Source organism: Streptomyces sp. NPDC005393, from assembly GCF_040606675.1.
GTDB lineage: Bacteria > Actinomycetota > Actinomycetes > Streptomycetales > Streptomycetaceae > Streptomyces.
Map to the genome: position 1 here is coordinate 113,463 of NZ_JBEXFG010000023.1, position 6,000 is coordinate 119,462.

4 protein-coding genes and 3 pseudogenes are annotated in these 6,000 nt (G+C 66.7%); 2 read left to right on the plus strand and 5 right to left on the minus strand.

Annotated features, from left to right (window positions below):
• Window positions 1–282 precede the first annotated feature (282 nt).
• A pseudogene (gene msrA / locus ABZS71_RS20430) lies at window positions 283–729 on the minus strand (peptide-methionine (S)-S-oxide reductase MsrA).
• A 571-nt stretch (window positions 730–1,300) separates the two neighbouring features.
• Between msrA and ABZS71_RS20435 the strand changes: the two are divergent.
• Both ABZS71_RS20435 and ABZS71_RS20440 read left to right on the plus strand, forming a co-directional pair.
• Window positions 1,301–1,399, plus strand: a pseudogene (locus tag ABZS71_RS20435) (IS5/IS1182 family transposase); the annotation flags it as partial.
• 112 nt (window positions 1,400–1,511) lie between these two features.
• Window positions 1,512–2,720 carry a cation:proton antiporter gene (locus ABZS71_RS20440; RefSeq protein WP_355860788.1) on the plus strand — a complete coding sequence of 403 codons (1,209 nt, stop codon included), beginning with the start codon at window positions 1,512–1,514 and terminating at the stop codon, window positions 2,718–2,720.
• Between the two features lie 396 nt (window positions 2,721–3,116).
• Here the strand turns inward: ABZS71_RS20440 and ABZS71_RS20445 are convergent.
• From ABZS71_RS20445 to ABZS71_RS20460, 4 genes and pseudogenes are all read right to left on the minus strand, one after another.
• Window positions 3,117–3,474, minus strand: a pseudogene (locus ABZS71_RS20445) (alcohol dehydrogenase catalytic domain-containing protein); the annotation flags it as partial.
• A 254-nt stretch (window positions 3,475–3,728) separates the two neighbouring features.
• Complete coding sequence (locus ABZS71_RS20450; protein WP_355860790.1) at window positions 3,729–4,646, minus strand: NADP-dependent oxidoreductase; 918 nt, start codon at window positions 4,644–4,646, stop codon at window positions 3,729–3,731.
• 59 nt (window positions 4,647–4,705) lie between these two features.
• A complete protein-coding gene (locus tag ABZS71_RS20455; RefSeq protein WP_355860792.1) occupies window positions 4,706–5,140 on the minus strand; it encodes a zinc-binding dehydrogenase in 435 nt (144 codons plus the stop codon).
• A 118-nt stretch (window positions 5,141–5,258) separates the two neighbouring features.
• Window positions 5,259–5,906 carry an IS630 family transposase gene (locus tag ABZS71_RS20460; protein ID WP_356211990.1) on the minus strand — a complete coding sequence of 216 codons (648 nt, stop codon included), beginning with the start codon at window positions 5,904–5,906 and terminating at the stop codon, window positions 5,259–5,261.
• Window positions 5,907–6,000: the final 94 nt, after the last annotated feature.

Here is a 6,000-nt window from a genome sequence, read left to right on the forward strand (position 1 = left end):
CCCATCGTATCGACAGCGTAACCAACCGTGAGCATTTTCGCCTCCGTCACGATCAGCAGCCCGGAAGCCGCCGACCGTGGCGTGCACGGTGGAATCGGCCACCTTGACGGTCGCACCAACATCATCGTCGACACTGCCGGAGCCTGAACGCTCCACGCCCCCACATCAGTGAGGCCCGCAGCCACCGCACCCTGGAGGTTCGTTCCAGACCCACGGATCTCCGTTGGATATCAGTGACCTTCTCGAGTCGCTCGCACGACGCGACCGCTCAGGCGCCCGCCATCAATCCCTCGCGCATGTGGGAAGCCGCCATCCCGGGCGGACAAAGTGGCAGGTGTATCCGTTGGGATAGCGCTCCAAGTAATCTCGGTGCTCGGGCTCGGCCTCTCAGAAGGGACCGACGGGTTCAATCTTTCCTCTGCTCTTCATCCACGTAATAGATCGCCGAGCGGTAGCTGAGACCGACGTCGTTACCCTGGCGGTTCTTCGTAGTTGGATCGTGGATCGGAAGAAAAACTCCAGCAGCGTGCGGAAGTCGGTCTGGTCGTGATCGAGTGTGATCTCGATCGCCTCGGCGTGTGTGCCGTGGTTGCGGTACGTGGCGTTGGGCACGTTACCGCCGGTGTAGCCGACGCGAGTCCCCGTCACTCCAGGCAGGCGGCGAATGAGATCCTGCATGCCCCAGAAGCATCCGCCTGCCAGAACGGCCCTCTGTGTCCGTCCTGTCATCTCATTTCTCCGCGCCTGTAACCCAAGACGCAGGTGGCGCCCACTATTCCATGCCGCTCTCCTGTGTCACACGGCATTGCTCCTATGGCAGACGGGAGACAACCTCTAGATAGTTGCCGTACTCGGGCATTGTCCCTCCTTCCGGTCGAGGCGGAAGCGCGGGCTGGCGCATCTCATCACCGGGCTTCGCTTCGGGACGACCTGCCACGTTTCGGATTCGCTTACGGATTCCGCGCATCGCAACGGGCGCGGACAGCGGATTGGCGCCCACCAGACAGGCTCGCTGACACGGGGCCGGTGACGACGAGGCCCGCTACTGGATGCCCCGGAGCATGACCGGACATCGCGTAGATACCAGCGCCGTACGTCCGCGCTGCCCGCCCCCGCGCGGGAGGCCCGGGACGCCGGGCTGGGCTGGACCGGCTGCTGGAGTTCGCCGTAGGAGTCCCGTTCCGGGTGGCCGAGGCGGTGCGCGAGGGGCGGTTGGTCTGGCCCGGCCTCCCCCAGGAGCTCACCCGTCGTTACCCGCGCAAGGCGATTGTCCTGCCGTATCACTATGCGGTGGCCGCGGTGTTCCGGGGTGACCAGCCGGCGCCGACCGCGGAACTGGACCGAGGCCGCAGTCCCGCCTCGCTGGCACGAGCCCCTGCTCGCCGAACTGCGCGGAGCAGACCTGTCGGAGCGGCGAGACGCGCCGGTTGGTTCTTCGACCGGCCATAACACCATCGGATGGGGCAATCTGGGTCAGAACCTTGCCCCGCCGACCGGCCGCCGGAGTCACGATGTCGTACGACAACCTGGTCATCGTTCTCGCGGTAGCCGCCGGCGTCCCCTTCCTCCTCGCCCTGGTGCCCCGCGTCCCTCTCCCGGGCCCGGTCCTCGAGATCGTGGCTGGCGTCGTTCTTGGCCCGGCGGTGCTGAATGTGGTGCAGCCGGACGCCACCGTTCAGGCCTTGTCAATCATTGGACTGAGCTTCCTGTTGTTCCTTGCCGGGCTCGAGATCGACTTCAAGCAACTACGCGGGCCGCGGGCGAGGCTCGTCGGTATTGGTCTGGCCGGCACACTTGCGCTGGCCGCAGCCGTCGGCTGGATGCTGCACATCGCCGGGTTGTTCGAGAGCCCGCTGCTCCTCGGCACCGCGCTGGTGGCCACGTCTATGGGACTTCTGGTCCCGATCCTCGAGGACGCCGGCGCGGTCGACCGGCCAGTTGGCCAGCTGACCATCGGTGGCGGCTCGGCAGGTGAGATCAGCGCTGTGGTGTTGCTGTCGCTGTTCTTCTCCGAGCATGCATCGGGCCCGGCTTCCAGGCTGCTTCTCCTGCTCGGGCTTGCTTGCCTGATGGTGCTCATCGTGGTGGCCTCAATACGCGCGGGACGCTCCATGTGGCTGTCCCAGACGGTAATGAGCCTGGCGGACACGAGCGCTCAAGTCCGGGTCCGCTTGACAATGGTTCTGATCGTTGGTCTATCCGCGGTCGCCCTGCATCTCGGATTCGAGGCCGTTCTGGGTGCCTTCATCGCAGGGGCCGTGCTACGGCTGGTCGACCCCGACTCCGAACAGACGCACCCGCAGTTCCACGTCAAACTGGAGGGCCTCGGCTATGGCTTTCTCATCCCGGTCTTCTTCGTGACGAGCGGCATCCAGTTCGACCTTGGAGCCCTGTTCGCGGACGCCGGAACGGCGCTGCGGGTACCGATGTTCCTTGCCGCGCTCCTCCTCGTTCGTGGAGTGCCCGCATTGGTCTACCGCAGCGCCGGCCTCTCGCGCGCCGAGGTCATGGCCAGCGGACTCTTGCAGGCCACCTCGCTCCCGGTCATCGTGGCTGCGACGACGATCGGCTTGAAGTTGGAGGCGATCCGACCGGCTAACGCCGCCGCGCTGGTGGCGGCAGGCCTGCTGTCAGTGGTCGTGTTTCCTCTGACGGCCTTGCCATTGCTGAACCGTTCACGGGGATCCGCAAGATCGGGGCCCGAGAAGGAGGCGGATTGATTCGTCGCGACCGCCCACGCGCGGCGCGGCACCCCCGGTTCCGGATGAACGTCGACCAGGCGCGGGACCGTGCTCCGGCTCACGGCCGCCCCAAAGACGCGGGCCAGGCAGGCACCGGCCCGGCCCGCCAGCGCAGAGCGCTACCCGCAGCCCGAGAGCGCTTCGTCTGCCGCAGGGCACATCAGCGGGAAACGGCAGGTAGGCGCCGTGAGCACGGCAAAAGACCAGGCCCCGGCACCCCGGGCACAAGGCCGTGAGCCACTGGCAGTCCCGGCCACGAGGCATTCGACGGCGTCGATGCCGTCGCCCGCGCCGAATGTGCGTGGCGACGGGATGCGTGCAGGCCTTCGCGCGTGCATGGTGGATTCGTCCGCTGATGGGACCGTGCCTGTGGCCCGGCAGCGGCGCAAGGTTGCGTGCCTCGACGACGACATACTCCGCGAGGGTGCCGTCGCGCGTCCAGTCCGTGAGGCCGAACACCCGCTGTCCTAACCGACAGGCCGGTTGTGCCATAGCTGAGGGCGGTGACCACTCCGGCCAGCTCGTGGCCGGGGATCGACGGCGTGCGGTCGCGGCCGAGGCGATCGGTCCAGGTCGAGGGCCACTCCAGCTCATTCCCGGTGAATCCCGACGCATGAACTTCAACGACGACATCGCCGTAGTTCGCGCCCGAGAGGCTGGCGAGCCTCTCCGCATCCGGCTCGGGCCGCTCCACCAGCTTCATCCTGGCCGTCCCCGCGGCCTGATCCGTCATTTGGACACCTCCCCGTATCTAGCTCTTCGCCTGCACGGCACGTCGGTCCACAAGCTATTAGCGCCGCCAAAGCTCGGCGTCATACCACGCAGATCGAGCTGGCATTAGAGCGCGGCTACACCGCCGCGCCTCAATCAATGAACGTACACCGCTGACTGTGCGATCGACGCATGTGGGAGCCGCCGTTACGGCGTGACCGACCGGGCCACGCAGCTGACGCTGACCCACGAGGCCCGGTCGCTGTCCCTGAGTTCTTACGGACGAACGCGGATGATCGTCTTCCCCTTGACCCGCTCGGTCGGGTTGAAGGCGGCGACGGCATCGTCGAGCGCCGCCACGTTGCCGATGTTCGTGCGCAGCCGTCTGTCTCGCACCCGCTGGACGATCTCACCCAGTTGGGCACGATCGGACTCGACGACGAAGTCGATCGCCTGGCCGTGGGCAGGCCGCGCCTCGGGCGGCCCAACGACGGTCACCAGTGTTCCTCCGGGCCGGATCAGGCGCGCGGATCGCTTCTGGATGTCTCCGCCGATGACGTCGAAAACCAGGTCGACTTCGCCGACGTCGTCGAGGGTGTCGTTGTCGAGGTCGACGAACTCCATTGCACCGAAGTCGAGCGCCTTCTGACGGTCAGCGGCATGTCCGGTGCCGATGACGTAGGCGCCGGCCTCTCGTGCGAGCTGGGTCACCATCGTCCCGACCGCGCCGGCCGCGCCGTGCGCGAGGACGCTCCGCCCCGCCTGGAGGTGGCCGTGCTGGAACAGTCCCTGCCACGCGGTGAGGCCTGAGATCGGAAGGCTCGCGCCCACGGCGAAGTCGACGTCGCCCGGCAGCGGCGCGAGGTTGCGTGCCTCGACGGCCGCGTACTCGGCCAGAGTACCGTCGCGATGCCAGTCGGTGAGGCCGAACACCCGCTGTCCCACCGACAACCCGGTCGTGCCGTAGCCGAGGGCGGTGACCACTCCGGCCAGCTCATGTCCGGGGATCGACGGTGTTCGGTCACGGTCGAGGCGATCGGTCCAGGTAGAGGGCCACGCCAGCTCAGTCGGGACGAATCCCGACGCATGAACCTGAACGACGACATCGTTGATCGCTGGCTCCGGCTCGGGCCGCTCCGTCAGCGTCATCCCGGCCGTTCCTGCTGCCTGGTCCGTCACCACGATCGCCTTCATGGGAATTGTCTCCTTGGTCATGTGTCTCTTTGGTGGTTGCAGGGATGGTCACGTGTCGCTCACGGACGAACGCGGATGATCGTCTGCCCGCTGATCCGCTCGGTCGGATTGAAGGCCGTGACAGCATCGTCGAGTGTCGCGACGTTGCCAATGTTCGTCCGCAGCCGTCCGTCTCGCGCCCGCTGGACGATTTCACCCAGTTGGGCGCGATCAAGCAGGACAACGAAGTCGATCGCCTGGCCGTGGGCAGGCCGCGCCTCGGGCAGCCCAACGACGGTCACCAGTGTTCCTCCGGCCCGGATCAGACGCGCGGATCGCTTCTGGATGTCTCCGCCGATGACGTCGAAAACCAGGTCGACGCCGCCGATATCTTCCAGGGTGTCGTTGTCGAGGTCGACGAACTCCGTCGCGCCGAAGTCGAGTGCCTTGTGACGGTCCGCAGCGCGTCCGGTGCCGATGACGTAGGCGCCGAACTCACGGGTGAGCTGAGTCACCGCCGACCCGACTGAGCCGGCCGCACCGTGCACTAGGACGCTCTGCCCCGCCTGGAGGTGGCCGTGCTGGAACAGTCCCTGCCGTCTGAGGTTGAACTCGTGATGTTGCCTTCGGTGGTCAGGGGTTGATCGTCAGTCCCGTTTCGGCGAGGCAGCCGTCTATGAGGCTGCTGCGGTACTGGATGTGCCGCAGCCCGCTTCGGATGCGCTGCATGAGGTGTTCCGGCGTGGTGAAGGCGACGTTGGAGAGCCAGCCGCGTCGCAACAGGGACCAGATGCCCTCGACTGGGTTGAGGTCGGGGGCATAGGGCGGCAGGTAGTAGATGGTCAGCCAGTCCCGGGTCGCGGCGAACTCCCGTAGTTCTGCGGCCTTGTGGACGTTGAGATTGTCCCAGACGAGGACGATCGGGCCGCCGAACTGGGTGTGGGCGGCGATGAGCAGGTCACGGTAGTCGCGCCAGGAGAAACTCTTGCGTCCGTCACGGTTGCCGTCGTCGCGGCGTGGCCGGTATATCAGCCGTGACCTGCGGCCGGGTTTGTAGCAGGTCAAAGCGGCGATGGAGATGCGTCTGCGGGAGCGGCCGCGAACCCGCACCACCGGGGTGCGTCCTCGCTGCGACCAGGTTCGGGCGTGCGGCGGCGTCATGGAGAAGCCGGCTTCGTCGCTGAGTAGGCCCGGGGCGCGGTGCCGGGATTGCTCCCGGTCCGTTTCCCCGGACCTCTCGCCGAACCCGCCGTGCCTATTACTAGGCAACGGGCTCTCCACGGTCTCTGCCGTCAGGTGGTTGCAGTGGCCCAGGGGTTGGGAATCGTGTTGCCGCGGTAGCGATACCGGGTGACCGGGATCGCGCTGATCTTCC